The organism is Nonomuraea dietziae, from assembly GCF_014195505.1.
In the GTDB taxonomy this organism is placed as follows: Bacteria; Actinomycetota; Actinomycetes; order Streptosporangiales; family Streptosporangiaceae; genus Nonomuraea; species Nonomuraea roseola.
Window position 1 is genome coordinate 3,005,388 of the sequence record NZ_JACIBV010000001.1, and the last position, 15,152, is coordinate 3,020,539.

The 15,152-nt window shown below is 70.4% G+C and carries 11 protein-coding genes; 4 read left to right on the top strand and 7 right to left on the bottom strand.

Annotation, left to right across the window (positions count from 1 at the left end; translation table 11 throughout):
• Positions 1–51 precede the first annotated feature (51 nt).
• Both FHR33_RS14305 and leuS read right to left on the bottom strand, forming a co-directional pair.
• Entirely contained in the window at positions 52–570 is a 519-nt protein-coding gene (locus FHR33_RS14305; protein WP_183647129.1) for a DUF1697 domain-containing protein, read from the bottom strand.
• Positions 571–753: 183 nt separating this feature from the next.
• Positions 754–3,234 carry a leucine--tRNA ligase gene (gene leuS / locus FHR33_RS14310; protein WP_183647132.1) on the bottom strand — a complete coding sequence of 827 codons (2,481 nt, stop codon included), beginning with the start codon at positions 3,232–3,234 and terminating at the stop codon, positions 754–756.
• Positions 3,235–3,783: 549 nt separating this feature from the next.
• Here leuS and FHR33_RS14315 point away from each other — a divergent pair.
• Complete coding sequence (locus FHR33_RS14315) at positions 3,784–5,280, top strand: hypothetical protein (protein WP_183647135.1); 1,497 nt, start codon at positions 3,784–3,786, stop codon at positions 5,278–5,280.
• 16 nt (positions 5,281–5,296) lie between these two features.
• On the opposite strand, the gene FHR33_RS14320 is transcribed toward FHR33_RS14315, so the two are convergent.
• Positions 5,297–6,538, bottom strand: coding sequence for a cytochrome P450 (locus tag FHR33_RS14320; protein ID WP_183647138.1), 1,242 nt, complete (start codon positions 6,536–6,538; stop codon positions 5,297–5,299).
• A gap of 125 nt (positions 6,539–6,663) precedes the next feature.
• Here FHR33_RS14320 and FHR33_RS14325 point away from each other — a divergent pair, with 125 nt between their 5' ends.
• The gene (locus tag FHR33_RS14325; protein WP_183647141.1) at positions 6,664–7,860 is read left to right on the top strand and encodes a beta-ketoacyl-[acyl-carrier-protein] synthase family protein; all 1,197 of its coding nucleotides are present in this window, start codon (positions 6,664–6,666) and stop codon (positions 7,858–7,860) included.
• A 253-nt stretch (positions 7,861–8,113) separates the two neighbouring features.
• Positions 8,114–9,145: a methyltransferase domain-containing protein gene (locus FHR33_RS50230; protein ID WP_183647144.1), complete on the top strand. Its 1,032-nt coding sequence runs from the start codon at positions 8,114–8,116 to the stop codon at positions 9,143–9,145.
• Here FHR33_RS50230 and FHR33_RS14335 read toward each other — a convergent pair.
• From FHR33_RS14335 to FHR33_RS14345, 3 genes are read right to left on the bottom strand one after another with little or no spacing between them, the layout of a single operon-like run.
• Positions 9,111–9,941: an alpha/beta fold hydrolase gene (locus FHR33_RS14335; protein ID WP_183647147.1), complete on the bottom strand. Its 831-nt coding sequence runs from the start codon at positions 9,939–9,941 to the stop codon at positions 9,111–9,113. The genes FHR33_RS50230 and FHR33_RS14335 overlap by 35 nt on opposite strands.
• Before the next feature lie 22 nt (positions 9,942–9,963).
• The gene (locus tag FHR33_RS14340) at positions 9,964–11,193 is read right to left on the bottom strand and encodes a cytochrome P450 (RefSeq protein WP_183647151.1); all 1,230 of its coding nucleotides are present in this window, start codon (positions 11,191–11,193) and stop codon (positions 9,964–9,966) included.
• A gap of 51 nt (positions 11,194–11,244) precedes the next feature.
• Complete coding sequence (locus FHR33_RS14345) at positions 11,245–12,783, bottom strand: GMC family oxidoreductase (RefSeq protein ID WP_183647154.1); 1,539 nt, start codon at positions 12,781–12,783, stop codon at positions 11,245–11,247.
• Between the two features lie 128 nt (positions 12,784–12,911).
• Here FHR33_RS14345 and FHR33_RS14350 point away from each other — a divergent pair, with 128 nt between their 5' ends.
• Entirely contained in the window at positions 12,912–14,447 is a 1,536-nt protein-coding gene (locus FHR33_RS14350; protein ID WP_183647157.1) for a long-chain-fatty-acid--CoA ligase, read from the top strand.
• A 37-nt stretch (positions 14,448–14,484) separates the two neighbouring features.
• Here the strand turns inward: FHR33_RS14350 and FHR33_RS14355 are convergent, their stop codons facing one another.
• Positions 14,485–15,084, bottom strand: a complete 600-nt coding sequence (locus FHR33_RS14355; RefSeq protein WP_183647159.1) for a class I SAM-dependent methyltransferase — start codon at positions 15,082–15,084, stop codon at positions 14,485–14,487.
• Between the last annotated feature and the right edge of the window lie 68 nt (positions 15,085–15,152).

Below are 15,152 nucleotides of genomic sequence, written 5' to 3' on the forward strand. Positions count from 1 at the left end.
TGCGCGACCTCGTCGGCGGCTGAAGATTTTCTTGCCTGGAATCCCCGCCGCTCAGGCGGTATCGACCAGCTGCAGTAGCTTCGTCACGGTGTTCCAGTTGCGCATCGTGCCGGCGTTCTTCGTCCGCTTCTCCAGCAGCGGCGGGAGCTTCGGCCTGGCGAGGCCGTTGGGGAAGTCGATGTACAGCTCGCGCTCGCCGATCCGCATGACCTCGGGCGCGTAGCTGCCGGGGTCGATGCCCTCCAGCGCCTCGCGGTCGGGCGGCGCGGCCAGGAAGACCACCGCGAACTTGGCCGGTTCGCGTACCTCCAGCGGGTTGCGCTCGACCACGGCCCGCCACTCGTCGGCGGTGCGCACCATGACCGCGACGGGCAGCGCAAGGCGCTCGCCGATGGCGCGCTCGATCGCCTCCGTCGGCTGCGGCTCTGCGGTGAAGACGGCGTTGCCGCTGCGCAGGTGGGTGCGGACGTCGGTGTAGCCGAGCCCTTGGAGCAGGTCGCGCAGGTCGGCCATGTCGACCTTGGTGCCGGGGTTGACGTTGATCCCCCGCAGGAGCGCCACATATCGCATGTCCCGAACGCTACGCCGTGAACCTGCCGGCCGCTGTCAGGTATCCGGCGAACGGACGCGACGTTCCCGCGCGCGCCGACGTCCTACTGGAGGGGCGTGAAAGACAGACGGCCACCGGGTGACCCGGTGGCCGTCGGCCTGCCCTGCCGTACGGGAGGTTCCTGAGGAACGCCCTCGATCGGACTAAGGAACGATGTTGACCAGCTTCGGCGCGCGGACGATCACCTTGCGCGGCTCACCGCTCAGGTGCGCGCGCACCTTGTCCGAGGCCAGCGCCAGCGTGCGCAGGTCGTGCTCGGAGATGCCGGGCGAGACCTCCAGCCTGTCGCGCACCTTGCCCGCCACCTGCACCACGCAGGTCACGGAGTCCTGCACCAGCAGCTCGGGCTCGGCGACAGGCCAGCCCGCGTGGGCGACCGACCCCGTGCGGCCCAGCCGCTCCCAGCCCTCTTCGGTGGTGTACGGCGCGACCAGCGACAGCATGACCGCCAGCGCCTCGGCGCCCTCGCGCACGGCCGGGTCGGCCGCGCCGGGGCCCGAGTCGATGGCCTTGCGGATCGCCGAGGTCAGCTCCATCATGCGGGCCACCGCCACGTTGAAGCGGTAGGACTCGACCAGCTTGGTGACCTCGTCGATGGTCTTGTGCGTGAACTTGCGCAGCTCCAGGTCGCCGTCGGCGAAGGAGACGCCCGGCTCGCTGGCCACCTCGTTGAACACGCGGAACACCCTGGCCAGGAACTTCTGCGAGGCGGCCGGCGAGACGTCGGCCCAGTCGATGTCGTCCTCGGGAGGACCGGCGAAGACCATCGTCAGCCTGACCGCGTCGACGCCGAAGGAGTCGATCTGCTGGCCCAGGTCGACGCCGTTGCCCAGCGACTTCGACATCGCCTTGCCGCCGTTGATGACCTGGCCCTGGTTCAGCAGGCGCAGGAACGGCTCGGTGAAGTCGACCATGCCCATGTCGTGCAGCACCTTGGTGAAGAACCTGGAGTACAGCAAGTGCAGCACCGCGTGCTCGACGCCGCCGACGTACTGGTCGATCGGACCCCACTCGCGGACCTTCTCCACGTCGAACGGGCCGTCGGTGTAGCCGGGGTCGGTGTAGCGCAGGTAGTACCAGGAGCTGTCGACGAAGGTGTCCATGGTGTCGGTGTCGCGCCTTGCCGCGCCGCCGCACTTGGGGCACTCGACGTTCACCCAGTCGGTGGCGCTGGCCAGCGGGGAGACGCCCTTGGGCGACAGCGCCTCGCCACGCAGGTCGGGCAGCGTGACGGGCAGCTGCTCGTCGGGGACGGGCACCTCGCCGCAGTCGGGACAGTGGATGATCGGGATCGGCGTGCCCCAGAAGCGCTGGCGGGACAGCAGCCAGTCGCGCAGGCGGAAGTTGACGGTCGCGACGCCCGTGCCGCGCTCCTCCAGCACCTCGATGATCTTCTCGATCGCCTCGGCCTTGCTCAGGCCGTCCAGCGGCCCCGAGTTGACCAGCTTGCCCTCGCCGGGGGTGGCGACGCCGGTCTCGCCAGGGTCGGCCAGGCCGGTGTGGACGACGACCTTGACCGGCAGGTCGAAGGTGCGGGCGAAGTCGAGGTCGCGCTGGTCGTGCGCGGGCACAGCCATGATCGCGCCGTGGCCGTAGTCGGACAGCACGTAGTCGGCCGCCCAGACCTGGATGCGCTGGCCGTTGACCGGGTTGATCGCGTAGCGGCCCAGGAAGACGCCGGTCTTCTCCTTCTCGGTCGACAGCCGCTCGATGTCGCTCAGCTTGGCGACCTCGGCGCGGTAGGCCTCGAAGGCGGGCCGCTGCTCGTCGGTGACGATCTCCTCGGCCAGCGCCGCGTCGACCGCGACGACGAAGAAGGTCGCGCCGTACAGGGTGTCGGGGCGGGTGGTGTAGACCGTGACGGGCTCCTCGCGCCCCTCGATCTCGAACTTCACATCCGCGCCCGTGGAGCGGCCGATCCAGTTGCGCTGCATGGTCAGCACGCGCTCGGGCCAGCCGCCGTCCAGGCCCGCCATGTCGTCCAGCAGCCTGTCGGCGTAGTCAGTGATCTTGAAGTACCACTGGGTCAGCTCGCGGCGCACGACGTCGGCGCCGCAACGCTCGCACTTGCCCGCGACGACCTGCTCGTTGGCCAGCACGGTCTGGTCGTTGGGGCACCAGTTGACCAGGCCGCCCTTGCGGTAGGCCAGGCCGCGCTCGAAGAAGCGGATGAACAGCCACTGGTTCCAGCGGTAGTACTCGGGGTCGCTGGTGTGCAGGCGGCGCGACCAGTCGAAGGAGATGCCGTAGCGCCTGAAGGAGTTGGCCTGCGTCTCGATGTTGGCGTAGGTCCACTCGGCGGGGTGGGCGTTCCGCTTGATCGCGGCGTTCTCGGCCGGCAGGCCGAAGGAGTCCCAGCCGATCGGGTGCAGGACGTTGTAGCCCTTCTGGAACCAGTAGCGCGCGACGACGTCGCCGATGGCGAACACCTCGCCGTGCCCCATGTGCAGGTCACCGGAGGGGTAGGGGAACATGTCGAGCATGTAGCGCCGCTCCCGGGGGTCGGCGGCGTCCTCGCTCGCCCGGAAGGGGTCGTGCTCCTCCCATCGCTGCTGCCACTTGGCCTGCAGCGCCTGCGGATCGTACTCACTCACGGCGATGTCCTTCGGTTGACTCTGACCCATAAGAAAACCCCTCGTTCACGCAACGAGGGGCTGCCGCGACGACGGGAGGTTCAGCTCGACGGCCGTCGCGGCCCGCTAAGGAGCTGGGTCGCGGAACGCATACGTCAAGACTAGCGCAGCCCGCAACCCCTCGTCTTCAGGGAAAGCCATGCCGGGCAGGAGACGTGCGGGCACAATGGACCCTTCTGCTCCCGTCGGACCGAGGGTGGTGTATGCAACCTTTTCCGGTCGTCTCACCCCGAGAACCTTCGAGCTACGTGCCCCCGTATGTCCCTTTAGTCTACTCTCGTCACTGTGGCGCGCTCCGCTGAGCCCGGGTGGGAGCCCGACGACCTGCCCATGCAGGATCCGCCGACCGATCCCACCGGCTTCTCACGTTTGGCTGCGGAACCACCGGCATCGCATGAGATCATGCCGGGTGCGTCCAATCCGGACATAACATCGGGAGGTACGGCAGCAATGGCAACGGAGAATTCCGGAGCGTCACCCTTGCCGCCGTCCTGGCCCGAAGTGCCGACGTCGTGGCCAGAGGCTCCTCGTAACGAGCCGGTGCCCACGTCCTGGCCCGAGGCCCCGCGCATCGAACCCGCCTCGGGGTCGTGGCCCGAGGCCCCCCGCGCGAGCGGCGCCGCGCCGAACACATCCGAGCCTCCGCCCGTCCGCGACCCGCTGCCCGCCTGGTCCAACCTGTCCAGTCCCGCACCGTGGCCGCCGCCCCGGCAGGACCCCCTCTCCGGCCCGTCCGGCCCGGAGAACGACCCGCTCTCCTCCTCCTACGGCACCGCCGCGAGCGGCGCCCACGCGGCGACGCACACGGGAGCTCACGCAGGAGCCCACACGGGTACCCACCCCGGGCTCGACCCCCTCGCCGGCCCTGCGAGCACCCACCCCGGGCTCGCTCCTCTCGCGGGCCCCCCGAACGCCCAGCCGGGCTTCGACCCCCTCACCGGCGCCTCCTCCGCCCCGCGCAACGCCGACCCCCTCGCAGGGACGCAGGGCCTCGACCCCCTGGCGGCCCCCGGCAGGCAGGACCCCCTCGGCGGCCCCGCCGACCGCACCGTCGTCGTGGGCGCCCACGCCGCGCCGCCCCAGCCGCAGGACAGCCACCCCCAGGAGACCCACCCGCGCGAGGCCCAGGGCGAGGCGCGGCCCGGCTCGAACCTGAGCCGCGACCCCTCCGACCCCGACCACCGCTTCGTCACCGCGGGCCAGATCAGCGGCTCACGCACGCCTCCCCCCGAGCGCCAGCAGGAGCTCTGGGACACCGTCTTCGGCGAGGGCTACGAGTCCATGGGCGACGACGGCTCCGACGACGAGCCGGGCAAGCCCGTGTGGCTCTACGCCCTGGCAGGATCGGTCGCCATCGCGCTGGTCGCCGCCCTTCTGTGGGCCTTCCTGGCCGGGCCGCTGGCCTCCGAGCCCGAGGCGACGCCCTCCAGCGAGCCGTCCACCACGGCTCCCGTGGGCAAGCCCACGGCCAGGAAGTCCACGGTGGGTCGGCTGCCCAGGTTCCCCGGCGAGGCCTCCCCTGTCACGGGCGCCCTGGCCGACCCCGACGCGGGCATCTCCGTCCCCCGCCTGGGCGGCCCGTGGAGGGCCGACGTGCGCTCCACCATGAAGTCCACCTACGGCTACAGCACCCGCCAGTTCGCCGTCATCGGCACCGACTCGGCGGGCAAGCAGGTCTTCGCCCAGGTCATGACGGGCCCGCTGCCCGCCAAGCTGGCCGGCTCCTTCAGCTCGCCCGAGAGCCTGGAGCCGGTGATCAAGGCGGTCGTGGTCTCGGCCCGCAAGCTCTACTTCTCCACGCCGAACACGGCGAAGAAGACCGCCACCCAGACGCTCAAGGTGGGCGGCCTGCCCGGGCAGCTGAACGCCTACGAGGTGACCGTGGACGGGGTCAGGACGACGGTCGTCGCCGCGGCGATCGTCACCGGCGCGGACGTGCCTGCGATCGTCTACATGTCGGTGCCGTCGGAGCACAAGGAGCTGCTGCCCGACGTCAACAGTGTCTTCAAGCAGATCAAGGTCACCGCCGCCTCCTGACCCCGCACTCAGGGGGTCAGAAGGTGCACTCCATGTGCTTGATCCCGTTGATGAAGCTGGAGTGCAGCCGGTCGGGCTTGCCGCCCTCGATGCCGGGCACCCGGCGCAACAGCTCGCGGAACATCACCGTGATCTCCCTGCGGGCCAGGTGCGCGCCGAGGCAGAAGTGCGGGCCGGGCCCGCCGTAGCCGACGTGCGGGTTGGGGTCGCGAGTGATGTCGAAGGTGTCGGGGTCGTCGAAGACGGCGGCGTCCCTGTTGGCCGACCAGTAGAAGAGCACCGCCTTCTCACCCTCGCGGTAGAGATGGCCGTTCATCTCGAAGTCGCGGGTGACCTTGCGGCGCATGAAGTTGACAGGAGAGGCCAGCCGGACGATCTCCTCCACCGCTCCTGGCAGGTGCGCGTCGGGGTCCGACAGCAGCAGCGCCCGCTGCGAGGGGTTCTTGGTGAGCAGGCGCAGGCCGTAGGAGATGGCGTTGCGGGTGGTCTCGTTGCCCGCCACGACGAGCAGGATGAAGAACGAGCCTAGCTCCTGCATGGTGAGACGCTCACCGTCGAGGTTGGCGTTGACGAGCGAGGAGGTCAGGTCGGCCGTGGGGTGCTCGGCGCGGTAGGCGGCCAGGTCCTGGACGAGCTGCTGCAGCTCGAGGCCCGCGTTGAGCAGGCGTCCTGCGATGTCGCTGACGTCGCCGCCGGTGTACTCGGGGTCGAAGCCGCCGAGGATGAAGTTCGAGCGGTCGAAGACGAACCGGTAGTCCTTCTCGGGGATGCCCATCATGTCGCAGATGATCTTCAGGGGCAGCCTGGCCGCCACCTCGGTGACGAAGTCGCAGCCGGGCCCCTTGGCCAGCAGGTCGTCGACGATGCGGGCGGCGGCCGACTCCACGTCGGCCTCGAACTGCTTGATCATCTTGGGGGTGAAGGCCCTGGAGACGATCCTGCGGAGCCTGGCGTGGCGGGGGTCGTCCATGTTGATCATCGAGCCGAAGTACTCGGTGAACTCGGCGGGCATGTCGGGGATGTTGGTCGCGCCGCCCTGTCCCGAGCTGAAGACGGAGGGGTTGCGGCTGGCCTCCAGGATGTCGGCGTGCCGCACCAGCGCGTGGTACCCCGGCCCCTTCGGCGCGAAGGAGACGTCCATCTCCTCGAAGAAGACGGGCGCGTCGAGGGCGCGCAGCCTGGCGAACGCGGCCTCGCGCTCGGTCATGGGCAGCGCCCAGAAAGCCTGATCCGACAGGTCGAAGTCCACGAGCGTCATGAGCTCCATGGTTGGCGGAAGTAAGTACTTACGTCAAGATTGTGTCGGGGTCCGACAATGATCGGCCTCAACGTTCGTGGCTCCCATCATCCGCCCCGGCGATCATCACGATGCAGCGTGGAGGCATGAGATCTGACGTGGTGATCACCGGGCTGGGCGCGACCACACCTCTGGGCGGGGACGTGGCCCGAACGTGGGAGGGGCTCCTCGCGGGCAGGTCGGGGGTGCGGACCACGGAATGGGACCTGCCCGTGCGGATGGCAGCGCTGCTGACCGACGACCCCGCGGAGATCCTCGGCAGGCCGCTGGCCCGCCGTCTCGACCGCTGCGAGCAGGTGGCGCTGGTGGCCGCGAGGGAGGCGTGGGCCGACGCCGGCGCGCCCGAGGTCGATCCCGTACGGCTGGCGGTGGTGATCGGCACCGGCACCGGCGGTGCGCTGTCCATGCTCGGCCAGGACGACATCCTGGAGAGGGACGGCGTGCGCAGGGTCTCGCCCCACACGGTGCCGATGCTGATGGCCAACGGCCCCGCCGCCTGGGTGAGCATCGAGCTGGGTGCGGAGGGCGGCGCGCACGCCCCCGTCAGCGCGTGCGCCTCGGGCTCCGAGGCCATCGCGCTCGGGCTCGACCTGATCAGGCTGGGCAGGGCGGACGTGGTGGTGGCGGGCGGCGCGGAGGCGTGCGTCCACCCTCTGACGCTGGCCGGCTTCTCGCAGGCCAGGGCGCTGTCCAGGCGCAACGACGAGCCTGAGCGCGCCTCCAGGCCGTTCGACGTGGCCCGTGACGGCTTCGTCATGGCCGAGGGCGCGGGCCTGGTGGTGCTGGAGCGGGCCGAGTTCGCCGCCGCGCGCGGGGCCAGGGTGCTGGCGCGGCTGGCGGGGGCGGGGATCACCTCCAACGCCGTCCACATCACCGCCTCCGGTCTGGACGGCCAGTCCCGCGCGGTCGCGATCGCGCTGCGTGAGGCGGACGTCTCCCCCGAGGACGTCGGCCACGTCAGCGCGCACGCCACCTCCACTCCCGAAGGGGACGTGGTCGAGGCCCAGGCGATCGTCAAGTCGATCGGCGCGCACCCGCCGGTCACCGCGATCAAGTCGATGCTCGGCCACCTGTGCGGGGCGGCGGGCGGCGTGGCGGCGGTCGCGGCGGTTCGCTCGCTCATGGACGGCCGCATCCCCGCCACCCTCAACCTCGACTCCCAGGACCCGGCGATCGAGCTCGACGTCGTCACGGGCTCGCCGCGCCCTCTGCCCGAAGGGGCGGTGATCGTCAACGCTTTCGGGTTCGGCGGGCACAACGTCACCCTCGTCCTGAGCCGATGACGGCCGTCACGTGACGATCAGGGGCCGGGGCCACGACACGGCGGCCGAGCCGCCGGTCCCGCAGCTGATCCGTGTCCTCCGACAAATACGTTGAACCCGTCAGGCGGCGCCCGTTAGGTTCGCCGCGTGACGTTCTTCTTCCGACTGCGCTGACCACCGCCGGCGGGCCCGAGGCAGGCCTGAGGCTCGCGCCCACCGCCGGCGATGCGGGACGGCTGTCCGCCGTCCCGGGTCGCGTCGTGGGAGAAGACACGTGCATACGCTCCTGGTGGCCAGGACCGTGCGCGGCCTGGAGCCGCTGGTGGCCGAGGAGGTCGGCCACACCGTACGGCGAAGGCACCGCGAGGTGTGGTTCGAACGGCAGAGCCCCGATCCCGGTGTCCTCGAGCTGAGGACGGCCGACGACGTGCTGCTGCCGGCGGCCGTCGCGGGCGGGGTGGGGCGGGCCAAGACGGCTCTCGACCGGCTGAGGGCGCTCGCGGCCGGTGTGGACGCCGCGGCCATGGTCGAGCTGAAGACGGCCTTCGGCGGCTCGCCGCTGGTCAAGGGGGTGGACGTGTCCGCCTCCTTCCTCGGCCGCCGTGCCTACAACCGCTACGACATGGAGGACGCGGTGGGCGGCGCGCTCGCCGCCCGGCTGGGCGTGCCGTACCACTCGAGAAGGCACGGTCCGCCGCCGCCCGCCACGCTGTCGTGGCGGGTCAGTGTGGAGGGCGACGAGGCGGCGATCGGGCTGCGCATCGCCGACAGGCCGCTGCACCGCAGGCCGTACAAGACGAGGACGGTGCCGGGCACGCTGCACCCTCCGGTGGCCGCGGCGATGGCCAGGCTGGCGGGGCTCGAGGGGGCGCGCACGGTGCTCGATCCGTGCTGCGGGGCGGGCACCACGCTCATCGAGGCCCGCTCGTACGCGCCCGTGGCCCGCTGTCTGGGCGTGGACCTGAGCCCCTCGGCGGTCGCGGCCGCCGTGGGGAACGCGGGCGGCGGCGGCATCGGCTGGGCCGTCGCCGACGCCGGGCGGCTGCCGCTGCCGTCAGGCAGTGTCGACAGAGTCCTGGTCAACCCGCCGTGGGAGCGCCAGGTCGCCTCGGGCGGTTCGTTCGGCGGGTTCTGGCGGGAGCTGCGGCGGGTCCTGGCCGAGCGGGGACGGGTGGTGGCGCTGCTGCCCGGCCCCGCGGATCCTCCGGGATTCGAGGTGAGGGACACGATCGCGGTGAGCCTCATGGGACGGCACGCCGTGATCGCGGTGCTCAGTCTCGCAGCCAGTCGAGGACGAGGTCGTTGACCCTGCGGGGCTGTTCGAGATGGAGGAAGTGACCCGCGCCTTCGACGCGCTCGGCCTTCGAGCCTTCGGGCAGGTGGGCGAGCGCGTCCTTGGTCAGGTGCTCGCCGAGGCAGCCGTCCTGGGCGCCGTGCAGGTAGAGGACGGGCCTGGTCGGCTCCGAGGGCTTGGGGTACCTGCCGCTGGGCGGCGTGGCGCCGAGCATGGCGCGGTAGTAGCCGATGGCGGCGGCGAGGTTGGCGGGAGCGCCGAGGCTGCGCCTGACGAACTCGAGGTCCTGGGTGGCGTCGTAGCCCGGCGACCAGTCGCGCCACAGTCCTTCGAGGAAGCCGTCGGCCGCTGCGGCCTGCTCGGCCAGCCCGGTCTGGAACAGGAAGATGTAGAAGGAGCGCTTGAGCTGCTCGTACTCCATGAACCCGGCCAGCAGGGCGCCGACGGGAGGCACCGCCATGGCCACCGACCTGCGGAAGCGCTCGGTCGTGCCGTAGACGGGGAAGGCGCCCCAGTCGTGGCCGACGAGCACCGCGTTCTCGTCGCCGCCGAGCTCCTCGTGCAGGGCGACGACGTCGGCGACCAGCGCCGCGCCCTCGTAGGCGCCGTCGGCGGGCACCTCGGTGGGCGCGTAGCCGCGAAGGAACGGCGCGACCGCGCGATAGCCGCGCTCGGCCAGTTCGGGCATCAGGTGGCGCCAGGTGTGCGCGGTGTCGGGGAAGCCGTGCAGGCAGAGGGCGAGGGGGCCGTCGCCCAACGCCAGATAGGTGAACTCGACCCCGTTGGCGTGGATGGTCCTGATCTCCATGGCGGACAAGTCTGCCACCGCCTCAGTGCTCGTAGCGCAGGTGCTTGACGCCGTTGATGAAGTTCGACAGCAGGAAGTCGGGCTCACCCACCGAGCGGATCTCCGGCAGCCTGGTGAACAGCTCGCGGAACATCACCGTCATCTCCCTGCGCGCCAGGTGCGCGCCCAGACAGTAGTGCGGTCCCGGTCCGCCGAAGCCGACGTGCGGATTCGGGTCGCGGGTGATGTCGAAGGCGTCGGGATCGGTGAAGACCGCCTCGTCCCTGTTGGCGGAGTTGTAGAAGAGCAGCACCTTGTCGCCCTTGCGGTACATCCCGTGGTCCTGGGTGACCGTCCTGCGGAACTGGATCACCGGGGTGGAGTAGCGCACGATCTCGTCGCACGCCTTGACGATGCGCCTGTCGAAGTCGGCCATGAGGTGCTCGCGCTGCTCGGGGTGGTCGGTGAAGAGCTTGAGCCCGTAGGCGATCGCATTGCGGGTGGTCTCGCTGCCCGCCACGACCAGCAGGATGAAGAACGAGCCGAGCTCCTGGGACGACAGCCGCTCCTCGCCGTTGACCAGCAGGCTGACCAGGTCGCCCGTGGGACGCTTGCGCCGCTCGTCACCGAGGCTGGCGGCCAGCCTGTTGAGCGAGTGCCCCGCGTGCAGCAGCTTGCCCAGCCCCTTGGCGACGTTCCACCGGTTGAGGTCGGGCCTGATGCCGGTGTACTCGGGGTCGGCGTTGCCGAGGATCACGTTGGTACGGCGCAGCACCATGTCATGAAATTTCGGCGGAACACCCATCATGTCGCAGATGACCCGGACGGGAAGCCTGGCGGCGATCTGCTCGACGAAGTCGCCCGGCCCCTCCTTGATCGCCTGGTCCACGATCTCGGCCGCCGCGACGGCCAGGTCGTCCTCCATCTTGGCCAGGATGCGCGGCGTGAACGCCCTGGAGACGATCCTGCGCAGGCGCGCGTGCCTGGGATCGTCCATGTTGATCATCGAGCCGAAGTAGACCGCCAGCCATCGCGGCATGTCGGGGATGCTGTTGGAGCACGGCTCGCTGCTGAACAGCGCGGCGTTGCGGCTGGCCTCGGTGACGTCGGCGTGCCTGACCAGGGCGTAGTAGCCCTCGCCCGCGCCGATGAAGGGCACGACGTTCTCCTTGACGAACACCGGTCTGTCGAGCTCGCGCAGGCGTCTGAACGCGTCCATCCGCTCGGCCTGCGGGAGCCCCCAGAACGGGATCTGCGACAGATCGACGCTCATGGCTCCATGCTTGACGCAAGTGATTACTTACGTCAAGAGTCCACGCCGTGGTCAGACGAGCATCGAGGCGGCCTTCTCGCCGATCATGACGGCGGGCGCGTGGGTGTGCCCCCTGTTGACCGTCGGCATGATCGAGACGTCGGCCACCCGCAGCCCCTCCAGGCCGCGCACCCTCAGCTCGGGGTCCACCACGGACTCCTCGTCGAGGCCCATCCTGCAGGTGCCCACCGGGTGGTAGAGGGTCTCGGCGCGCTCGCGCACCCACTGCGCCAGCTCGTCCTCGCTCTCCTGCCCCTGATAGGGGGCCATCGGAGCCGTGGCGTACGGCCCGAGCGCCGCCGTCGCGAACAGCCGCCTGGCCATCCGCAGCCCTGCCACCAGCCTGCGCAGGTCGGCCTCGGCCGTCAGGTAGCCGGGGTCGATGACCACGTCACGCCCGTGCAGCCCGATCCTGCCCCTGCTCTCCGGCTGCAGCAGCACCGCGCCGATCGTCAGCCCGTGCTCGGTGGGAGCGGTGAGCCCGTGCTCGAAGAAGAACCCCGGCGCGAAGACCAGCTCGATGTCGGGCGCGGGCTCCTGCTCGGCGGTCCTGATGAAGGCGACCGCCTCCCCCACGTTCGTGGTCAGCATGCCCTTGCCCAGCACCAGGTAGCGCAGGAGGTTGCCGATCGTCTCGGCCTGCTTGGTGAGCGTGATCGGGCGGGGGCAGCTCATGTAGACGGCGGAGGCGAGGTGGTCCTGCAGGTTCCTGCCGACCCCCGGCAGCTCGTGGATGACGGGCACGCTCGACTGACGCAGCTCGTCGGCGTCACCGACGCCCGAGCGCATCAGCAGGTACGGCGAGCCGATCGCCCCCGCCGACAGGATGACCTCGCGCCTGGCTCTGACCTGGGCGCCGCCGTCGTGCTCGACGCCGACGGCCCTCTTGCCCTCGAACACCACCCGCTCGACCCGCGCGCCGGTGATGAGCGTGAGGTTGGGGCGCTTGAGCGCGGGACGCAGGTAGGCGTCGGCCGCGCTCCACCTGCGGCCACGCCGCTGGGTGACGGGGGTCGGGCTGTAGCCCTCGTTGGAGGGGCCGTTCAGCTCGGGGAGCCTGTGCAGGCCGAGCTCCTCGCAGGCACGCAGGAAGGCGTGCGTGACGGGATTGGGGCTGCGCAGTTCGGAGATGTGGATCGGGCCCGCCTCGCCGTACACGCCGCCCGCGTTGCCGCCCGTGCGGCGCTCGGCCCGCTGGAAGAAGGGCAGGACCTCGTCGTAGGACCAGCCGGGAATCTCCCACTGGTCGTAGTCGCGCCGGTGGCCGCGCACCCACATCTGGGCGTTGAGCGAGGAGGAACCGCCGACCACCCGGCCGCGCGGCCAGTAGAGCTCGCGCCCCGCCAGCTCCTGCTGCTTGGCGGTGGAGTAGTTCCAGTCGTAGTCGGTCCTGAAGAGCTTGGCGAAGGCGACAGGCATGCGGATCTCCAGCTTGTCGTCCTGCCCACCCGCCTCGACCAGCGCTACTGTCACCGAAGGGTCACTGGAGAGTCTGTTGGCGAGCACGCAGCCCGCCGAGCCCGCACCGACGATCACGAAGTCATACTCCACAGACAGTGCTTACTTCACCTGGCCGCTGCCGTCCATATCCATCTGTAACCTTTGTTACCTACCGGTTGGTATGCGGTGACTGCGAAGATGTCGCGCGTAGTGATACGTGCGAGGGAGGAAGGCCTGCCATGCTCAACCTGTCGATCGTTCTCGAGGACAGCGCCCGCACCGCGCCCGACGACACCGCCATCGTCTTCGGCGATCTGCGCCTGCCGTACTCGATGGTGGACACGATCGCCAACCAGGTGGCGAACCTGCTCGTGGCGCGCGGCATCGGCAAGGGCGACAAGGTCGCGCTGGCCTGTCCGAACCTGCCGTACTTCCCCTTCGTCTACTTCGGCATCCTCAAGGCGGGCGCGACCGTCGTGCCGCTGAACGTGCTCCTGCAGTCGAGGGAGATCGCCTACCACCTTGACGACAGCGACGCCAAGGCGCTCTTCTGCTTCGAGGGCAGCCCCGAGCTGCCGCTCGGCGAGCGCGGCAAGGCCGGGTTCGAGGCCGCCGAGGGCTGCGAGCACTTCTTCGTGCTGCCCGCCACGGCCCTGGCGACAGAGTCGGAGTACGGCGAGTCGATCTGGGCCGCGCTGAACGGCATGGCGGGTGAGTTCCAGACCGTGCAGACCGCCCCCGAGGACACAGCGGTCATCCTCTACACCTCCGGCACCACGGGCCAGCCCAAGGGCGCCGAGCTCAGCCACCAGAACATGCTCATGAACGCCATGGTCAGCGACGAGATGTTCCCCCGCACGCCGGGCGGCGACACCTACCTGGCCGTGCTGCCCCTCTTCCACTCCTTCGGCCAGACCGTCGTGATGAACACCGGCTTCCGCCGCAGGAGCACGATCGTGCTCATGCCGCGCTTCGAGCCGGGCGAGGCGCTGGCACTGATGACCAAGGAGAACGTCACGTTCTTCGCGGGCGTGCCCACGATGTTCTGGGCGATGCTCACCAAGATCCACGCCGAGGGCGTCCCCGTGCCCTCCGCGCTCAGGCTGGCCGTCGCGGGCGGCGCCTCCTCGCCCGTCGAGGTGCTGCGCGACTTCCAGCAGACCTTCGGCGTGGGCATCCTGGAGGGCTACGGCCTGTCGGAGACCTCGCCGGTGGCCAGCTTCAACCAGCTGGGCCGTCCCACCAAGCCCGGCACCATCGGCACCCCGATCTGGGGGGTGGAGATGAGGCTGATCGACAGCGACTGGAAGACGATCGAGGGCGAGGGCCCGGGCGAGATCGCCATCCGCGGCCACAACGTCATGAAGGGCTACTACGGCAGGCCCGAGGCGACCGACGAGGTCATGAACGACGGCTGGTTCCGCACCGGCGACATCGCCACCCGCGACGCCGACGGCTACTACGCGATCATCGACAGGGCCAAGGACATGATCATCCGTGGCGGCTTCAACGTCTACCCGCGGGAGCTGGAAGAGGTCCTGATGACCCACCCCGCCGTGTCTCTCGCGGCCGTGGTCGGGGTCGCGCACGAGTCGCACGGCGAGGAGGTCAAGGCGTACGTCATCCTGACCGCGGGGGCCTCGATCACCGAGGCGGAGCTCGTGGACTGGTGCAGGGAGAACATGGCCGCCTACAAGTACCCGCGCGTCATCGAGTTCCGCGACTCCCTCCCGATGACCGCCACCGGCAAGATCCTCAAGCGCGAGCTGCGCTAGCCGCGGGCGCCGGGGCCGCTCTCGGGGCCCCGGCCGCTCAGTCGCGCCGCTCCCAGATCAGGGAGTAGCGCCACAGCAGGTGACGGCGGAAGCGGGAGCCGGGCAACAGGGTCCGCGACGCCTGCCGTACCTGCGCCCACGACAGGTCGGGCGGCTCGATCGGCACGGCGGGACCGCCCTTGCCGCCGTGTCGCCACGCCAGGAACCGCGCGGCGGGCAGGCCCGCCCCGCTGATGATCCAGTCGAGCGGGGTGCGGTTGCCGGCCAGCCCGACGACGACCAGCCGCCCGCCGGGCGCCAGCAGCCTGGCCATCGCGCTCAGCGCCTTGGAGAAGTCCACGTGGTGCACGACGGCGACGGCGCTGACGAAGTCGTACGCGCCGTCGGGCAGCGGGTCGTCGAGGAAGTCGGCCTCCACGAAGTCGGCGTTGGCGACCTGCGCGCTCTGCCGCCTGGCCTGCCTGATCGCCTCGGGGAAACGGTCCACCCCCGTGACGGTCCGCGCCCGCCCCGCCAGCTTGCGGACCAGCAGGCCATCGCCGCAGCCCACGTCCACCGCCGCGCGGCACCCGTCGGGGACCGCGCCGAGCACCAGCGGGTGGTAGTGGACGTTGTGATTCCAGTACGGATCCGGCATCCGGACACCCTAACGTCGCCCGTTCCCAGAGAAGGCGACGCGCGGGGGTAGGGCGGGCCCTACCCCCG

What these genes read in the sequence shown, in the direction of transcription:
- FHR33_RS14305 (WP_183647129.1), bottom strand. Translation starts at nt 570, where the DNA reads ATGCGATATGTGGCGCTCCTGCGGGGGATCAACGTCAACCCCGGCACC.
- FHR33_RS14350 (WP_183647157.1), top strand. Translation starts at nt 12,912, where the DNA reads ATGCTCAACCTGTCGATCGTTCTCGAGGACAGCGCCCGCACCGCGCCC.
- FHR33_RS14355 (WP_183647159.1), bottom strand. Translation starts at nt 15,084, where the DNA reads ATGCCGGATCCGTACTGGAATCACAACGTCCACTACCACCCGCTGGTG.
- FHR33_RS14340 (WP_183647151.1), bottom strand. Translation starts at nt 11,193, where the DNA reads ATGAGCGTCGATCTGTCGCAGATCCCGTTCTGGGGGCTCCCGCAGGCC.
- leuS (WP_183647132.1), bottom strand. Translation starts at nt 3,234, where the DNA reads ATGGGTCAGAGTCAACCGAAGGACATCGCCGTGAGTGAGTACGATCCG.
- FHR33_RS14325 (WP_183647141.1), top strand. Translation starts at nt 6,664, where the DNA reads ATGAGATCTGACGTGGTGATCACCGGGCTGGGCGCGACCACACCTCTG.
- FHR33_RS14335 (WP_183647147.1), bottom strand. Translation starts at nt 9,941, where the DNA reads ATGGAGATCAGGACCATCCACGCCAACGGGGTCGAGTTCACCTATCTG.
- FHR33_RS14320 (WP_183647138.1), bottom strand. Translation starts at nt 6,538, where the DNA reads ATGACGCTCGTGGACTTCGACCTGTCGGATCAGGCTTTCTGGGCGCTG.